A 16,874-nucleotide genomic window follows, 5' to 3' on the forward strand; every position below is an offset into this window, starting at 1 on the left:
CGTTATATAATGTATAAAACTTTTTATTCAAGGAGCCTCATATGACAGCATCTGTTTTGCATGAGTTTCATCTTATCATGACTGAACGAATGAAAAAAAAACTACTCAACCTGACAATGTTCGGTTCGAGGTACTCGTTATCCGGTGTCATCGTCGCCATATTGTCCTGTATCGATCCTTTGATCATAAAAGAACACAGCTGGGGAAAGCAGCGGATGAGTCGATACCGGGCGGTTTCGGATGATCCCGATGAAGGCCGGATCCACGCGCACGCGTATCTTAATAAGGATGTGTACCGGAAGATAAAACTACTGCATGCCGATTTGAATTGTTACAGTATCGCGCAGCTAGTACGGTGGCTGCTTGAGGTGTTTTTGGCGATGGTTGAGAGATATGGGAAGAGGGTGCTCGAGGAATTCGAGAAACGATTCAAGCATTGGAGTAGTGAGAAGAGGAAATTAAATCAGTCCCCCCGCAGGAAAATACGACAATTGTATAGGATAATTCAGCATCTTCCGGGGAGAAACAGAATGATATCCGTATACACGAATCAATTTTCTCCATTCTGGATACTCAGGCTATAAAACACATCCAAAAACCACACTCCGCTTCCCATATATTTACCTCAAGCTTCCGTGGATATATACTCCTTTTTCTCCCCGGCCGCTTCTTCTTTTTTTCGCGCGCGAAAGGCGAGAATCGTCTGCCGTTTGTAGTTCAAAAAGCCGGTGGCGATGATGAGAAGGCTCGTGATGAGGATGGTCGCCGCGACGAAGATACTGGATTTTCCCGCGATGTCGAATATCAGGATTTTCCCCACGACAATGACGAGGACCACATCCGCGAAGTAGATGAAGAGTTTATCCTTTCTCAAGAATCCCCAGAGAAAAAGGATGAACGCGTATAATCCCCAGATCACCGAATAGACGATCGCCGCGTCGAACGGCATGGTGTAATACACCCAGAGATAATACACCTCGAGGGTGAGGAGGCCGCCGACCGCGATATGGCTCAGGAAGGTCATGACGCGGACGGCGTACACATACCCCTTTCTCTTCTTTTCTTCGACTTTTTCTCCGGCTATTTTTCCCGTCAGTATCGACATGAAAAAACCGGCTGCGATCACGCCCATCCAGAGCAGGCCCGGCGGATTAATGAAGGGCGTATAGTCGAGGCCGAACCACTTCGCTTCATCGATTCCCCACGCGTTGATGAACCAGTAGAGGAGAATGAAAAACCAGCCTGCAAGCCCGGCGGTGACCAGCGGTATGTTCTTTATCCGGTAACCGGTGATAAACAGGATCGCGATCAGAAGCAGCCAGACGGTCCCCCGTATAACATGTTCCATCCCCCATATATCGGCAAGCTCGCTGAGGAATACACCGGTAACGGCGAGAAGGACGATCCCGGTACAGAAAAAAACGACCGCAGCGACGCTTGATTTCTTGAGGAACATAGAGACGAACATTGCGGATAAAAGAAGGAGGATGCCCAAAACGGTGACGGGGACCGAAGAGGCAAGAGAAAAGACTTTGAAAATATAGAGGGACCAGAATCCGAAGCAGACGATATTGACGATATAGAGAACCAGCAGGGGCGGGTGAAACGAGTCGCCTTCCTGTTTCGCCATAAAGAGGATGCCGGCTGCATACAGTACGAATATGACCGATACATAGACAAATGGTTCGATCCAGCCCGACGGCCGGATAACAAGGTAGTAGCCGATATAAAGAAGCGATGTCAGAATAAGACCGATAAAAGAGAGTTCCTTCCATTTTTTCACGATACAGAATAAAATCATCGCCGCATCGATAAGGCAAACATAGATGAAAAGTACATTGACCTGGACCGCCGGCGCCCGGACGATGAGTGGGGCAAAAAGTGCGGCCGCAAAACCCAACGCGGTGAGAATTCTCAGATTGAACCTGAAATTGATAATAGAGATGACGATTGTTATGCCGATGATGATGATGAAGGTGACAATATCAGGCCACAGGCTACTGAAATTGGCATAGGCGATCGTCGCGTAGGTAACGCCGCAGGCGAATCCCGCGAGAATTTCGCCGATGATCTTGAATTCCTTTCTGTAAAGGATAAAACCGGCGGCGAAAAAAACCACGTCCGCCGCGATGCCGGTAATCAGTATCGCAAGCGGCGAGACCCATCCGTCATCATAGCCTATCTTTATAAAATAAAGCAGGGATGCGAAGAAGAGTAGAAATCCCAATAAAAGTATCCAGTATTTTTTTAAAAGATCGATGGTTTTCGATTTATCCATATCGGTTTTGCGCCTCCTCATGTTTCAATTATAACGACGTTCTCTGTTGTCACAATAACTATAAGCCCATATATTCTGTTTTGCCACTTTTTTTACCGGTACCGTACTTGATTTTTTGAAGAGGACGATTTTATACTTGTAGTGAAATCTATTCCGGGATGATGGTATCAAGGCGAAAGGGGGGGAGTGGGATGAATGAACATGATATCACACTGTCTGCGCAAACGCTGCGTGACGACGTGTTGTACAATATCGCCCGGGCCGCGATGGACCGGGATTATAAAGCCATCGTGGAATGGCTCGTCGAATATTGTTACGGTTCACCCGTTGAGTGGGATCGCTTTGAACTCGAAGCGAAGCATCTCTCCAGGCAGCTCGGGCCCATGATCAAAGACTTCAAAAAGAAGCTTCGCTGGAGCATGCTCGAGGAAGGGGATGAATTGTTCACCGGCACGATAAAAAAACTGCTTATGGGTTTTCGTTCGGATAATAGAAAAATCGTCGATCGTATCATAGACCTCCGTAGTGTTTTTGAGAATTTGTGCGATACAATGAAAGTAAGAAACGAAAGCGACCTGAAGAATGTTTTACGATACCTGGAAGAATTGTCGGAGTATTGCGTTTCCTTACGCGGCGCCGAATGCTACGGCGACAGTGTGACGGAATATGAAAAGGCCCTGACTGACCATCGATTTCTGATCGGGCAGCTTATTAATGTCTTCACCTTCGAATACGACAATAAAGTGAAAGCCGCGAAAAAACGTTTTCAAGCGACGCTTCTCCTTCACGAAAAGGACGTGGATAACATTGCCCGCGAACTTGGAATTGTCCGCGGAAAAATCGACAATCTCAAAAACGATACGGTCTTGAGCGAAAAAGACAGAAGGGCTTTTCGTGCCGCGTTTGAGGAAAAAAGGATTTCCCTTACGAAACTACATGAAACGGCGAAAAATAGGATTTCTGGAATCAATGCCGTAATAAAGGAAGTGATTGAATCGTATGAGACGATCAGGACCTTTATCGCTTCGCTTGAAGAACGGCTTGCGTCTTTCGACGCCAGGGAACAATACCTCTCCTCCCTTGCCGACGTGGGAAAAAAAATACCCGGGCTGGAAGCAAAAATGGAAACACTCTTTGAAGATACAGAAATGGATATAAAAGATTTGACGCGGAGCATCATTATATTTAACGGCACTCTCCAGGATAATATCATCAGGGCGATCGACGAACAGGGTACGATAAACCGGATTCTGTTTTCGGACCGCGATGCCGTCACGGAAGAAATCAATCTATTACGGCACGGGGAATAAATATGGATCTTGTGAAAAAGACGGGTTTCTACAGGTGGTCGTCTTGGGGTGATGGGGGTTTATTCTTTTCTGACCCGCCGTTTAGTCCGTTCCCAGATGTTCCACCCTGAGGGCTTTCCCGAGTATTCCGGCGTTCGTTTTGCCGGCCGGATGGAAAGCGATTCGCTTTCCCCTGCCGGGTAAAAGTGTGAAGCAGTTGTCGCCGAATACGCCGGGTATTCCTTCCGCGTCGAGAGAAACAAAAAACGCGGGTACGTCCGTTGAAAGGTCGACGACGATAGCTTCTTTTTCCTCGACGACACTGAAATCGACCGCCGCCTTCCGAATCGAACAATCCTTGAACGGACGGAACATGAACGTGTTCTCGATCGTTTTTTCCCCTCCGGTGAGTGTCAGGACGAGGAATATGTTTTCCGGTTTGTCGGGAAGAAGCCGGGCGTCGAGATCGGTGACGCTTTCTGTCCCGGGACCCTCGATGGTTATATCATGGGTTTCCTCATGCAGGCATTTCCCACTGAAATCGTACAATGAGACCGTGAGACTCATTGAAACCGGAAACGGGCAGTCGGAGAGGATGAGGAGTTCACCCGCATCGGGAATATGCCGTGCGGCAAAAACGGGGACCACGGGCGCGAAAAAACGCCGTGCCATGTAATGGAGAAGCTTCCATTTTCCGTTATACTCCAGAGACGACCATGAACTGACCGGCCAGATGTCGTTAAGCTGCCAGTAGAGAGCCCCCATGCAATGGGGCCTGAGGCTTCTGAATGATTCGACTGCGGTTTTGACGGCCACGGCCTGCTGCACCTGGCTCAACCAGAGTGCACGTTCGAACGTCCGGGGCGGTTTGAAATAAATGTCGAATGTTTCGCGAATGATATCGTTTCCACGCGGCGAGCGTTGATGAAAGGTCAATACCGGAGAGAGAATATCCCGCTGGTCTTCGGGGGCGAAGCTTTTGACGCAATCGATCGAAGGAAAAGATTGAAACCCGAACTCGCTGCAAAACCTGGGTTTTGCCTCGGCATATGATTCGAAAGGTTCCCCGCCGTGCCAGACATTCCAGAAGTGGATGTCCCCGGTCGTCTGATCCTGCGGCGGATCGAGGGGGTGTTCCGGTCCGTTTGAGGGAGAGCCCGGCCAGAATATCCCGTCCGGATCGAAAACAGCGACCGCCTTTTCGAGTACTTTATTCAGCTTCAGCAGTTGGTCCTGATAGAACTTCGTATTGCGTTTCGTTTCTTCGTACCACTGAAACGATTCGAGTACTTCATTGTTGCCGCACCAGAGCAGAATCGAGGGGTGGTCCTTGAGCCGTTTAACCTGGTGCACCGCCTCCTCCCCAACGTCCGCGAGAAACTCCCCTGTCGCGGGGTAGGGCATACAGGCGAACATGAAATCCTGCCATACGAGGATTCCCTTTTCATCACATAACCGGTAGAAGATGTCGGATTCGTATTGGCCGCCGCCCCACACGCGGAGGGTATTCATATGGGCGGCAGCGGCGCACCCGAGAAGGTATTCGTAGCGGTTTTCCGTTATTCTTCCGGGCATCGCGTCGACGGGTATCCAGTTCGCCCCTTTGCAGAAGATGTTTCTGCCGTTGATTCTTGCCATCATCGACCGTCCGGTCCCATCCGCTTCGCGGATCAATTCGAGTTTCCGCAGCCCGATTCGTTTTCCCACCCGTTGGCCGCCGAGTGAGACGGTCAGACCGTACAGGTGCTGCGCGCCTTCCCCGTGGGGCCACCAGAGGATCGGGTCGCGTATGTGAAATTCTTCCCTGACGTTCGTGATGCCGGCCCCGAGTGAAACCTCCCGTTCGATTCGCGCGCCGCCGAGGATTATTTCGAGCGGCACTTTTTTGATGCGGACGGGTGAATAGGCTTCGACGGTCACCGCGATACGGCAATGGCCCGGTTCATGGTGCTGTACCGTAGTGACGTAATCGATACGGCCCGCGGATGTCGCACGGATCGAACACTCACCGTAGATGCCCGAAACCAGGAGACAGATTCCCCAGTCCCATCCCGCGTGGCACTGGATTTTTCTGACGAAATTGATGTGCGGCACCTTGGAGTTTTTCGTGGACGGAAAAGGTCGCCCGAATGATGCCGAGCGTTCCCTCGCGAAACCGGGTACGGAAAAAAAACGGATCTCGATGGTGTTCGTCCCCGCCTTCAGGACACCTTTCACGTCAAAGATATAACGCCTGAACATGTTTTCTGTTCTGCCGACGGGGCAGCCGTTAATGGTAATCCCCGTTATCGTGTCGAATGATTCGCAGGTGAGAACCACGGATGTATGTGACAGAACGGTCCCCGGCACTTCGAACTCCCGTCTGAATATCCAGTCCACCTCGCGAATCCATTGCACCGCTTCTTCGTTCGTTCCATAATATGGGTCCTCGATTTTACCAGCTGCATAAAGCGCGCTGTAATTGTCGCCCGGTACTTTCGCCGCCGTTATCTCTCCCGTATCGGCCCGGATAAGCTGCCATATGCCGTGTAAATCTATTTCGATCATCGCCTGCCGTACCGCTCCTTGTATGCAAATTCCGTATATATTTTCTTGGACAGGAGAAACGTGATTATCGGGATACTCGTTGTATAGAAGTTTTTAACAGTATCGATCTTTTTTAACCATCCTTTTTATACCCGTCTCCCTACCAGATATTGCCGTCTATTTCGGGGATACCGGCAATAGTTTTCCTCGTATGATCGAGGGTGAATATGAAGACGATATAACCGGCCGCGTCATCCCGGATGTCCCAGACATATACCTTTCCCCGGTACACTTCCCAATGCCATTCGAGAAGACCGTCGATCGCCGCATAATAGGTCCCAAAGTGGTTAGAGTCATCGTGCCAGAGAACCCGTTCGGCGTCACGGAATATCAGGGTACAGGTGTCCCGATATGTGTCGCCGAACACCCCCTCTTCAATTTCTCCGGAATCATAGATATATTCAACGTTACCGAGTATTGTTTTTTTTATGGCCAGATCGTTTTCCGAGGGAGTCCCGATGCCGATAGGGGAAACATTGTTCCTCGACATGGCCGAAAGCCGGTCGGATATAAGCGTTTTATTTTTTTTGTCCGTCTCGTCGAAAAAGGATTCGTCGAAGTAGGGATTTTCCCTGTACCATGATTGTTTCCGGAAATATGCCGATATTTCCGGTTCGCCGAATATTTTACCGTATTTTGCCGCGAGTTCGTGTTGCAGCATAACCAGATCTTCAGTGTCAAACTCCGCCATATCTTCGTGAGTAAGTTCATATCCCGGCTGAAACAGGCCGTTATATTCCGGCAGCATCTCCCGTCGTAACCGGAGGGTGAAATGCAGGTCCTTTTCCGCAGTCTGTGAGAATGAAATTTCTTGTGTGACAGGCAGATAGAACTCTCGAATGATCCTGATACGTATCGCCTTTCCCCTGTCCGGGAAAAGTGACCCGTTATCGGTTTTGCCCGACACAATGTAGGGGGTTTTACCTGCAAAAACGTCATTGATATAAACATCCGCCATCGAAGGATCCGTAGTCAGCGTGATATCGTATTTTCCGCAGGCGCCGGGAAGAAAAATAACAAGGGCGGCAAACAATAAAAGACACCAATGACGTAATCCGCGCGCCGGCGGCGTGTGTCGCCCGGGGAGGTAATGGTCGCTGCGGAATGGTGTCGCATTATTGTTTATAAAGTCATTCATCGCTCTTTCCCGGAGAAATCATTATACCAGGAAGCATGTTTCATTACCATACTTTTTATATCCTGACGGTGTTCCCGTGTTAGGAAAATGGTTATTCCTGATTCGTAAGGGTACGGGCAACGGCAAGGGCAAACGGGAGAGCGGCGGACGGGCCGTTACCGGTAATAATCGTACCGTCGATCTCCACATCCTCTGCCGTATAGCGGGCGCCTTTCCGTTTTAGGGTGGGTGCTTCGGATGAAAAACAGGTCGCTCGTTTACCTTCAAGGATACCCGCATTTGCGAGTATCGAAGGCGCGATACAGATTGCTCCCACTACTTTCCCTTTTATGAACGCCGATTGTGCCAGTTGGAATGCAACCGGACTGTTTGTGTATTCATGTGCGCCCGAACCCCCGACAAATATAACCGCGTTATAATCATCGATGTCGACATCCTTTACCAGGATATCCGGCGTTACCGATGCGCCGAGCATTCCAGTGGCCGGTTCGAGTGAGGAGCTTGCTATCGTTACCGATGCCCCCCTTTTTTCAAGAACATCGAGGGGGGTAAGCAGTTCTTCATCGCGGAAATTGTTATGGGCGATAATCATGACGATTTTTTTTCCCAAAAGGGTCTGTGCCGATTCCCCGGCTTTTTCATCCGAATTGCAGACTTCCGCTGAAAGGAAAATACAGAAAATTATAAGTGAAAACAGGAAGATCCTGCCGATCGTATGGCTGTTCGATCGCCGCATCCTTTTCTGTTCCATTTTCATTTCTCCTTTTCCATTAAATATTTAAAAATTTAACATAGAAAAAAACTTCAATCAACTGATAATGATGAATAAACGGAGGTGTTCGAAGACATGGCCGGTTGAAACTTTTGTGCGACATTAATCGAATATTGTTGTGAAAATCCCGGAAACTATCTATACTGTGTCCTGGTCTATCGACAGGGGATATCCGCCTTCCTTTGTGGGTGGATTTTCGCCGTCCCGTATATGCGCGGGTTTGTATGATAGACCCGTGCGGGAAACGCGGTTTTATTTCGACCGCAGGAACGAGGGCTATGGTGATGAAAACAGACAAGCTGCGCATCGATACAATAATACGCGACGCTTTGAAGAAACCGGCCGGCCGCGATCGTGCGTCATCCGGAAAACCGGTCAATGGTCATTTTCAGAGATATCCGGCAGCGGGGGGGTAAAGGTGGGCCGGTATTGTATAAGTCGCCTTTTGGTTGTCCTCACCACCCTGCTGGGGGTTACGCTTTTAGGATTCGGTCTCACCAGGCTTCTTCCGGGCAGTCCCGTCGAACAAGCCGTCTTGAGGATGAGCGGGGGTTCCGGCGAAACGGCGCCCATCTCCGGCGATAACGGGGAAACGGAACGCCTCAGGCGGATGTACGGGTTTGACAAGCCGTTCGCGGCCCAGTATGCCGCGTGGGTCGCAGATATCGTCCGGGGCAGATTCGGTGATTCTTTACGAACGAACAAACCGGTGCTTGCGGAAATCGCGTCGAGAATTCCCGTGTCACTCGCGCCGGCTTTGACCGGTTTTTTCCTGGCCCTTCTCGTCGGTATTCCCCTCGGTTTGAAAAAAGCGATCCGCCGGAACAGTATCTTCGACGGCGTATCGGATATTGCCGTGTACATCGGTTATGCGGTTCCCGGGTTTATTCTCGGGATTCTGTTTATTGTGCTGTCGGGAGACGGGACCTTGTCAAAAATGTTACTGCCCGGAGGAATCTCTTCCGGTGCTTTCGAATACACGCCCGCGCACGTGCGAATTGCCGATGTCGTGCGCCGTATGGCGATGCCGGTGGTTTGTTATGCGATATCGGGGCTGGCCGTTCTCGCCGCCTCCATGAAAACCGCGCTTATAAGGGAGTTTCGCAGGGAATATATGACGACCGCCCTTTCGAAGGGGCTTCCGCTGAAGAAAGTGATCTTCCGGCATGCCCTGCGGAATGCAATAATCCCGGTGCTCGCCGGGATTGGGAGTTTTTTCAATCTTTTTTTTGCATCCTCGATTTTCATTGAAAAAGTATTTGAAATTAAGGGCATGGGCATGCTTTTTTTCGATTCGATTGTCGGCCGTGATTATCCGGTCGTACTCGGGCTGATCCTTATTCATGCGATCGTCAATATCACGGGAAGGCTTGTCTCTCAGCTTTTACTTGTTCTTGCGGACCCGGGAATCAGGGTGACGGGGAGTATGTGATGTTTCGCCTCTCGCCCTTGACAAAGAAAACGGTGCATCAGGTTTTTAAAAACAAGCGTACGTTCGTTTCCCTGGTTATCCTTTTCGTTCTCTATTTATTGTCGGTTTTTTCGGAATTGATCGCCTGCGATAAACCGATCGTTATCCGCTACAATGAAAAACTCTATTTCTTTTCCGCTTTTATTTTCTATCCCGAAAAAACATTCGGGGGAATCCGAGACACCGAAGCTCAGTACAAGGAACTCGCCGTATCGGCTGTGTTTACGGCGGATCGGGGCAACTTCATGATTTTTCCGCCCGTCCCCTACGGCCCTTACGCTTCGAACCTTTCGGAGCTTGAATCCAAACCGCCTACCCGTCCGGACGAACGGCACCCGCTTGGAACGGATGACAGGGGGAGGGATGTGTTCGCGCGATTGCTTTACGGATTCCGTGTGTCGTTCAATCTCGCATTCATCCTTCTTTGTTGTGCAATCGCGATCGGGGTAACCGTCGGCGCACTGCGGGGGTATATCGGCGGCTTTTTTGATCTGGCATTCGGGGGTGTCATCGAGGTACTCGGGGCCATGCCGGTCATCTCTATCGTCATCCTCATCGGATCCATTTACGGGAAAAGCTTTTTCACCCTGGTTTCGGTATTCTCGGTATTTTCCTGGATCTGCCTTGCTTCTTTCGTAAGAACCGAGGTGCTGCGTGTTAAGGAATCGAGCTATGTCGATGCGGCCCGTTCGCTTGGTGTCGGACGATGCGCCGTCTTCTTTTCCGAAGTCCTTCCCAACATCCTCGCCCCGGTTTTCACCTTTGCCCCGTTTTTTCTCATCGGTGCGATGAGTTTTCTCACCGGTCTCGATTATCTCGGATTCGGGCTTCCCGCCACGACGCCGAATTGGGGGGACCTCCTGCGGCAGGGAATGGAACACCGGTCGAGCTACTGGCTGTCCGTTTTTCCCTCTCTCTCGCTTTGTGCCGTATTGCTTTTACTTGCATTCGTCGGCCGGGGGTTGAGGGAGATCATGAATCACGGGGAATACGCGCGGTTGGAGTAGGACGATATATGGAAACAAAAGAGGAACTGCTTGTCGTTAAAGGATTTTCCATCGGGTTTTCTTCCGGCGATGCGTGGACGGACGCGGTCGATAATGTCTCGTTTGCCGTGAAGCGGAATGAATGTGTCGGCCTTCTCGGCGGGTCGGGCTGCGGAAAAAGTCTTCTTGCGAAGGCAATCGTCGGACTGCTGCCGCGAGGGGGGGGGATTGTCCGGCGGGGCCGTATTGTCTTCAAGGGTACCGACATCCTCGATCTTCCTTTGTCACGGTTTTATGATATCAGGGGAAAAGAGATCGGTGCCGTCTTTCAGGATTCGACGGACGCCCTTAATCCCGTCAAACGAATCGGACGGCAGGTCTCGGAAGCCTTGCGCATCCATTACCCAAGAATGAAAAAAGAGGAAGTCGACGAATACTGCGTTTCGATTCTCCGGAGGGTCGGGTTTTCTGAACCGGACCGGCTTGCCGTATCGTTTCCGCACATGTTGTCGGAGGGAATGAGAAAGCGCATAATGATCGCCATGGCCATGATTCTGCGTCCTGATCTGCTTATCGCCGATGAACCCACGGCGGCGCTTGATGTTACCATCCGGGTACAGATCGCGGATCTTCTTGAAAGCCTCAAGCGGGAATTCCGAACTTCGATACTTCTTTTGACCCGTCACCCGGGGATCGCGGCTGATATGTGCGACCGGGTCATTGTCATGCAAGCGGGAAGAATCATCGAACGGGCATCCGCGAATCAGCTTTTTAAAAGCCCGCTTCACCCGTATACGAAAGCCCTTCTCGGGTGCGTCCCGTTGCTCCGGAAAACTGCGGACGGATTTTCTTCACTCAAACCGGTAACGCGGCAGACGGGAAATGACCGGAAGGGGTGCCGTTTTTTGGCCGCATGTAAAAAAAGATTTTACCGGTGCGAAGCCGATACGCCGCCACCGCTTTTTCGTGTCACGGAACACAGAGCCGTCGCATGCTGGTTATATGAAAAGAAGGGGGGGGAGAGATGAATCCGGTATTCATGGAGGTTCGCGATATTAAAAAATATTATCCAGACAGAAAGCGCACGATATTTCAAAAACGGCAATATATCAGGGCGGTCAATGGTGTATCGCTTGATGTGAGGCAGGGAGAAATTATCGGACTGATCGGCGAATCCGGCTGCGGAAAGACGACGATTGCAAGGATACTGGCCGGTCTCGAGATGCCCACCGCCGGAGAAATTTATTTCAGGGGGGAAAAGGTAAAGAAACTGAGGGGAAGAGATGCAAAACGGTATAAAAAGGAGGTTCAGTATGTCTTCGAAGATCCGTATGCATCGCTCAATCCCAAAAAAAACGTGTGCGGGATTGTCGGTACCGGTATCAGGGCATTTCGTCTGCTCGCCGGAAAGAGAAGGATCGTCGATGAGGTGAAAACAATGCTTTCGATTGTGGGCCTGTCGCCCTCGTGCCTCTCGCTGTACCCCGTCGATTTTTCCGTCTTCCAGGCTCTACGGATCGCCATCGCCCGGTCGCTGGCGGTCAACCCGCGACTTCTCGTTTGCGACGAGATATTGTCCCGTCTGGACATTCCATTGCGGGCGGATATCGTCAATCTGATCCGGGATATCCGGCGGCAGTTCGGTCTTTCTGTTCTTTTTATTTCGAAAGATCTTGCCATGATAAGGCACATTTCAGAGAGAATTATCGTCATATATAAAGGAAGGATAATGGAAGCCGCCCCCGCTAAAAGCCTTCTCGAAAACACCTCCCATCCCTATACTCGCGCACTCATATCGGCGGTCGCCTTACCGGTATCCGGCACCGGAAGCAGACGGGTCGTTCTGAAAGGGGAGACCGCCCCGGTAACGGGGGAGATAAAGGGGTGCTGCTTTTCCGACAGGTGTTATATGGCGGCCGATATATGTTTTCGCGAACCCCCGCTTGCGCGCCGGCTTGTCCCCGGCCATACATCGTATTGTCACTTTGCCGAACGGGTATGACGGGGCGCTAAAATAGCGGATAGATAAAGGGTGCCAGGGATGAACTCGCGACGATCAGGAGTGTGATAATGAGCAGAATCACAATGAGGGGAATGATCCACCACGCCTTGTTATGCCACGCGAATCCGAAAAACTCCTTTAGCAGTTTGCCGAGATGTCTGAAAAACCGCATTATTGTATAACTCCTTTACTCTTGATTTCAATCCAGAATCGTATCATACTGCCATTTTTCGCTCTTTGAGTGATCGGGCTGTTCTTCCTTGTAGAGTATATATGAACCGAGGACGAGGCAGTCCATTTGTGTGCGCATAAAACAACGGTAGGCATCCTCAGGCGAACAGACGATCGGTTCGCCCCGCACATTGAAGGATGTATTGATGATGATTCCGTATCCGGTAAGGTTTCTGAACGCTTTAATAATTTCATAGTAACGGGGGTGATGGGTATTGCCGACCGTCTGGATGCGGGCGGAATAATCGACATGGGTAATCGCAGGTATATCGGAGCGTTTCGTATTTATCCGCTGTCTTATGGTGAGGTCGTCCGTAGGTGCCGGGTTGTGGCGCCGTTTTTTTACGACAGGCGCGACAAGCAGCATGTACGGGCTGGGCCTGTCCAGTTCGAAAAACTCTCCGCAGTCCTCTTCGAGGCACGAGGGGGCGAACGGCCGGAACGATTCCCTCGCCTTGATTTTTTTGTTCATGATAAGCTGCATTTCGGGCGACCGGGCGTCACCGATAATAGACCGGCTGCCCAATGCCCTCGGGCCGAACTCCATTCTGCCGGTAAAAACGCCAACGACTTTTCCTTTGTCGATCTGTTGTGAAATGATCTGCGGCCACATCCGGTCACTCAGACGATGTGCCGGATAGTTGTTCTGTTTGAGAAAAGCGTCGATGTCGTCATCGGAATATGAAGGTCCCAGATAAGCGCCCTTCATACTGTCGTTTTTATTGTCCGGGCGGCGTTCATTGCCGCATATCTGGTACCACACCATGAGCGCGGCCCCCAGTGCGCCCCCTGCATCTCCCGCCGCGGGTTGAATCCATATGTCTTTGAACATTTGTTCCTGAACGATTTTCCCATTGGCGACACAGTTAAGGGCGACGCCGCCGGCAAGACAAAGGTATTCCTCCCCCGTCACTTCTTTTGTATGGTTCGCCATTCTGAGAACGATCATTTCCGTTACTTCCTGAATCGAACGTGCAATGTCCATCTCCCGGCGGGTTATCTCTGTTTCCGGCTTTCTCGGGGGACCGTCGAAGAGGCGTTCGAATTTCTTGTTGATCATCCGCATACCGGACAGATAGCTGAAATAGTCCATATTCAGCCGGAACGAGCCGTCATTCTTGAGATCGACGAGCTTTTCAAGGATACGGTCGACATAGAGGGGCTTTCCGTACGGGGCGAGCCCCATCAGTTTATATTCACCCGAGTTTACCCTGAATCCGACATAATAGGTAAAGGCCGAATAAAGAAGTCCGAGTGAATGAGGGAACCGGAGTTCCTTGATAAGTTCGAACCTGTTTCCCGATCCACGGCCGATCGCGCTGGTGGTCCATTCGCCGACCCCGTCAATGGTGAGTATTGCCGCCCGTTCGAAAGGTGACGGGAAAAAAGCGCTCGCGGCATGGGACTGGTGGTGGTCAAGGAAATAGAGGTCGTCCGGCATGACGATTCCGGATTTGTGGAGTATTTCCTCGATTAAAAGCGGCACCCAGAGTTTTTGTTTGATCCATATGGGAAGTGCCTCGGTCGCGGAACGGACTCCGAGGGGGGCGATGTTCGTATATGTCGTGAGAATTCGCGCGAACTTTTTGATCGGTTTATCGTAGAACACGACCGCATCGAGATCGTTTTTCCCGATATTGCCTTCTTTCAGGCAGTAGGCGATCGCGCTTTCGGGGAACCGCTGGTCATGCTTGTTTCGCGTGAATCGTTCTTCCTGTGCCGCGGCCACAATATCGCCGTCTTTAACAAGTGCCGCGGCCGAATCATGATAAAGAGCGCTGATTCCGAGTATGTTCATCAGTATTGCCGCCTGAAATTATCTTTATCAAAACTCCCTGAATAGGGGGTCCAGTAACTCTCTCCGGTTCCCGGGAAAGAACGTTCGAGAGGATCTTTATTCCGCAGCAGTTGGACCAGTCTTGCCGGTACAAACCACAGAAAGTAAAAGGGAACAAGAAGCAGCCACGTGACGATTATTCCCGTGAATTTCATCACGATATGCTGAAAACGAATGACGACCCCCGAAACCGGTCTTAAAAAGATTCCCGTTACCAGAACGAGTACTCCCGTTGCTGCGAGAATGATTGCCACAATATAGTGGGTGCTGAAAAAATAGAGTAATCCCCCGGCGATAAGCATAATTGCCGCTTGAATAATAATCCTGAGGAGGATGGTTTTTGAAGAAGTGTTTTTCATGTCCATATTGATTTATTATGTCCCCTTATTATACATAATTAATGATTTATTTCAAGATAAAAGATGCCGTATTCGAGTGCTTGCGGATTCATAAGCGCCAGTCCAGAATGAAGACAACATATCCGGTTGCGATTCCGAGAATATCATAGATCAGGTCTTTATAACTGAAGAGATCGTACGTCCATAGATCGTAACATTCCTTGAGTATACCCAGGGTGAAGGCCGATGAGAGAGAGACGGCCGCCGCCTCGGGATCGGCTATATGTAGCTGATGATGGAAAAACTGGTAGGCCGAACCTGTAAGGGAAAAACTGAAAAGCCAGTGCCAGAATTTGTCCATTCCGAACCATTCATCTTTCGGTGAAGCGGGATACGCGTCAAAATCGTCCAACCTTTCGATAGCTGGAATTGCCGGCTCCCGGGAAACGGGATAATAGACCGGTGTGTCGATGGACGCGGTAATATTCAAAACAAAAAGTAGGTAAACCAGAGATATCGACATAATGTTGTTCCTCCCCGATAACGGCGGCCTCCGAACGAATCGGAGTTTTTTGTGCCGTTTATTGTTAATAGATCAATGCGTGCGTCGCAAGATGCAGTATATAATAACAAAAAAAAGCAATCCCGCAAACAGGCGCGGAATTGCTTAAAGAGGAAGAAACCAAAGAGTTTTATCCGGCATGTAAGCAACGCTTCCCACCCGGATCACTCAATGATAGCTATAATACTCTCTGCTCCCCTGTTTTTCTTTCCGTCTCAGGAAAGGTAATTCTTGAGGAGTTGTATTTCATCGTTACTTTTCAACCGGTCCAGTGCCCGCTTTTCGATCTGGCGAATACGTTCTTTTGTCAGATTGAACATATTGCCTATTTCCCTTAATGATGAGGGCATCTTTCCGTTCAATCCAAAGCGATACTCGATGATCTCCGCTTCCTTTTGGGAAAGGGTGTGGAGGATATTGTTGATTTCGAAACGAAGCGAACTGTCGATTATCTGTTCCGACGGTGTCTTATACGTCTTGTCTTCCACGAAATCCTTGAGGGGTGTTGCATCGGCTTCGATAAAAACAGGTGTGTCTAGAGAAAGCATCTCCCTCGAAATATTGAGGAGTTCTTCGACAAGTCCCTTTTCCATATTAAGCTGCTGGGCTATTTCGCTGATCTTCGTCTTCAAGCCCTTCTTGTTCTGCAGATCGTCCTTTACCCGTTCAATTTTCGATATTTCATAAATTCTGTTCATGGGAAGTCTGATCATCCTGCTTTTTTCGCTTATTGCCTTCAGGATTCGCTGCCGTATCCACCATACCGCGTACGATATAAAATGATAGCCTTTGCTTACGTCGAACTTCTCGATAGCGTTGATGAGACCGATATTACCCTCGCTTATCAGATCTTCAAGCGGAAGCCCCTGGCTTTGATACTGTTTTGCTACATTCACCACAAAGCGAAGGTTCGCCTTTATCAGTTTCTCTTTTGCTTCAATATCTCCTTTTGAAGCGCGAATAGCATAATTTTTCTCTTCTTCCCTGGTGAGGAGTTCGATTTTGTTGATCTCTTTCAAATATATCGCCAGTATGTTATCGGCATCTTTCCGTCTTGTTTTTATTTTTACCTTTTTCTGTGGCTTTCTTGGTATCGTGTTCATTGCTCAGTACCTCTGAAAATATTATGCAAAAAGCGTGCCATGAATGGATGATGTGCTGTGTTCTAAATTTCATTATTATAAGGAATTAAACTGCATGAAAACACTTCATTACCAATTAAATTAATAAATGTGGCATTATGACACATTTGCACATATATGCGTATAAAGTGTGTCAAAAACAGCAGTAATGACGGTAAAATCTCTAATATGACTAAAATAGTGAGGTTTATTTCCACAATAAATGACCATGACAATACAAACCCGCCGTTCGGCCTGGTACG

General features: G+C 49.7%; 15 protein-coding genes. 6 read left to right on the forward strand and 9 right to left on the reverse strand.

All coding sequences use genetic code 11. The annotated features are described in order from the left end of the window. Window positions 1-41: 41 nt before the first annotated feature. A complete protein-coding gene (locus tag JW881_10970; GenBank protein ID MBN1698026.1) occupies window positions 42-584 on the forward strand; it encodes a hypothetical protein in 543 nt (180 codons plus the stop codon). 41 nt (window positions 585-625) lie between these two features. Here JW881_10970 and JW881_10975 read toward each other — a convergent pair whose 3' ends face one another. Beyond that, entirely contained in the window at window positions 626-2,278 is a 1,653-nt protein-coding gene (locus JW881_10975; GenBank protein MBN1698027.1) for a DUF2339 domain-containing protein, read from the reverse strand. A gap of 191 nt (window positions 2,279-2,469) precedes the next feature. On the opposite strand from JW881_10975, the gene JW881_10980 reads away from it, so the two are divergent. Further along, window positions 2,470-3,588 (forward strand): hypothetical protein, encoded by a 1,119-nt coding sequence (locus JW881_10980; protein ID MBN1698028.1) that lies wholly within the window; start codon window positions 2,470-2,472, stop codon window positions 3,586-3,588. 81 nt (window positions 3,589-3,669) lie between these two features. Here the strand turns inward: JW881_10980 and JW881_10985 are convergent, their stop codons facing one another. From JW881_10985 to JW881_10995, 3 genes are all read right to left on the reverse strand, one after another. Then, window positions 3,670-6,114 (reverse strand): glycoside hydrolase family 2 protein, encoded by a 2,445-nt coding sequence (locus JW881_10985; protein ID MBN1698029.1) that lies wholly within the window; start codon window positions 6,112-6,114, stop codon window positions 3,670-3,672. Window positions 6,115-6,253: 139 nt separating this feature from the next. Continuing rightward, the gene (locus JW881_10990) at window positions 6,254-7,291 is read right to left on the reverse strand and encodes a YARHG domain-containing protein (protein ID MBN1698030.1); all 1,038 of its coding nucleotides are present in this window, start codon (window positions 7,289-7,291) and stop codon (window positions 6,254-6,256) included. Between the two features lie 91 nt (window positions 7,292-7,382). Then, window positions 7,383-8,048 (reverse strand): DJ-1/PfpI family protein, encoded by a 666-nt coding sequence (locus JW881_10995; protein MBN1698031.1) that lies wholly within the window; start codon window positions 8,046-8,048, stop codon window positions 7,383-7,385. 133 nt (window positions 8,049-8,181) lie between these two features. Between JW881_10995 and JW881_11000 the strand changes: the two genes are divergently transcribed. From JW881_11000 to JW881_11015, 4 genes are read left to right on the forward strand one after another with little or no spacing between them, the layout of a single operon-like run. Next, a complete protein-coding gene (locus JW881_11000) occupies window positions 8,182-9,495 on the forward strand; it encodes an ABC transporter permease (protein ID MBN1698032.1) in 1,314 nt (437 codons plus the stop codon). Then, window positions 9,495-10,541 carry an ABC transporter permease subunit gene (locus JW881_11005; protein MBN1698033.1) on the forward strand — a complete coding sequence of 349 codons (1,047 nt, stop codon included), beginning with the start codon at window positions 9,495-9,497 and terminating at the stop codon, window positions 10,539-10,541. The genes JW881_11000 and JW881_11005 overlap by 1 nt, the downstream gene beginning before the upstream one ends. 8 nt (window positions 10,542-10,549) lie before the next feature. Next, the gene (locus JW881_11010) at window positions 10,550-11,548 is read left to right on the forward strand and encodes an ABC transporter ATP-binding protein (GenBank protein MBN1698034.1); all 999 of its coding nucleotides are present in this window, start codon (window positions 10,550-10,552) and stop codon (window positions 11,546-11,548) included. Further along, a complete protein-coding gene (locus JW881_11015; GenBank protein ID MBN1698035.1) occupies window positions 11,545-12,522 on the forward strand; it encodes an ABC transporter ATP-binding protein in 978 nt (325 codons plus the stop codon). Before JW881_11010 ends, JW881_11015 begins: the two co-directional genes overlap by 4 nt. Before the next feature lie 7 nt (window positions 12,523-12,529). On the opposite strand, the gene JW881_11020 is transcribed toward JW881_11015, so the two are convergent. From JW881_11020 to JW881_11040, 5 genes are all read right to left on the reverse strand, one after another. Continuing rightward, window positions 12,530-12,694 carry a hypothetical protein gene (locus tag JW881_11020; GenBank protein MBN1698036.1) on the reverse strand — a complete coding sequence of 55 codons (165 nt, stop codon included), beginning with the start codon at window positions 12,692-12,694 and terminating at the stop codon, window positions 12,530-12,532. 27 nt (window positions 12,695-12,721) lie between these two features. Beyond that, window positions 12,722-14,551, reverse strand: coding sequence for a carbamoyltransferase (locus tag JW881_11025; protein MBN1698037.1), 1,830 nt, complete (start codon window positions 14,549-14,551; stop codon window positions 12,722-12,724). Further along, the gene (locus JW881_11030; protein MBN1698038.1) at window positions 14,551-14,949 is read right to left on the reverse strand and encodes a hypothetical protein; all 399 of its coding nucleotides are present in this window, start codon (window positions 14,947-14,949) and stop codon (window positions 14,551-14,553) included. Before JW881_11030 ends, JW881_11025 begins: the two co-directional genes overlap by 1 nt. Before the next feature lie 88 nt (window positions 14,950-15,037). Continuing rightward, complete coding sequence (locus JW881_11035) at window positions 15,038-15,451, reverse strand: hypothetical protein (protein MBN1698039.1); 414 nt, start codon at window positions 15,449-15,451, stop codon at window positions 15,038-15,040. A 254-nt stretch (window positions 15,452-15,705) separates the two neighbouring features. Further along, entirely contained in the window at window positions 15,706-16,593 is an 888-nt protein-coding gene (locus tag JW881_11040; protein ID MBN1698040.1) for an RNA polymerase sigma factor RpoD/SigA, read from the reverse strand. Between the last annotated feature and the right edge of the window lie 281 nt (window positions 16,594-16,874).

It is taken from the genome of Spirochaetales bacterium (assembly GCA_016930085.1).
Lineage (GTDB): Bacteria > Spirochaetota > Spirochaetia > SZUA-6 > JAFGRV01 > JAFGHO01.